This is a genomic window from Microseira wollei NIES-4236 (assembly GCF_020521235.1).
Lineage (GTDB): Bacteria > Cyanobacteriota > Cyanobacteriia > Cyanobacteriales > Aerosakkonemataceae > Microseira > Microseira wollei.
Genome location: NZ_BLAY01000522.1, coordinates 1 through 576 on the forward strand (window position 1 = coordinate 1; position 576 = coordinate 576).

At 40.8% G+C, this 576-nt stretch carries 1 pseudogene; it reads left to right on the forward strand.

The window, feature by feature from the left end:
- Nucleotides 1-20: 20 nt before the first annotated feature.
- Nucleotides 21-576, forward strand: a pseudogene (locus tag MiSe_RS54420) (nuclease/transposase family protein); the annotation flags it as partial.

A 576-nucleotide genomic window follows, 5' to 3' on the forward strand; every position in this document is an offset into this window, starting at 1 on the left:
TGTCAACAAACTCGCAAGTCATGCCAAAGACTAAAGACAGCATAGGCGTCCAGCAAATATTGCTACACCCAGATCCAGAAACAAAAGCGATATTAGAATACCTATGTCAACAGGCTGGCAAACTCTAAAAAAATGGAGTCTACTTAGCCAGACAGGTATTTTTTAAAACCAGCAAATTGCCAGATGGAAAGTTTGACCTAATTTACGAACCATCAGTCTCAAAATCAGCAATCGCTCAGTCCTTACCATCAACACCAATGCAACAAACATTGATGTCGGTAGCAGAAGCATTTAAGTCCTTTAAAGAACTGAGAGATTTGTACTTTAAGGGTAAATTACACTTCAAGCCAAAACCGCCAAGCTATCTCAAAGGGTCAAAGCTATTCAAAGTAACCTATCCAAATACTGGCGCGCAAAGACCAGCATTGGTTGATGGTCGGCTCAGATTCTCTCTGGGATTAACAGTTAGAAGGTGGTTTGGGATATCGGAGTTCTTTCTGCCGATGCCATCAAACATCGACTGCTCAAAGATTAAAGAATTTACCATCCTACCTAAGAATGGTGCATTCTATCTTG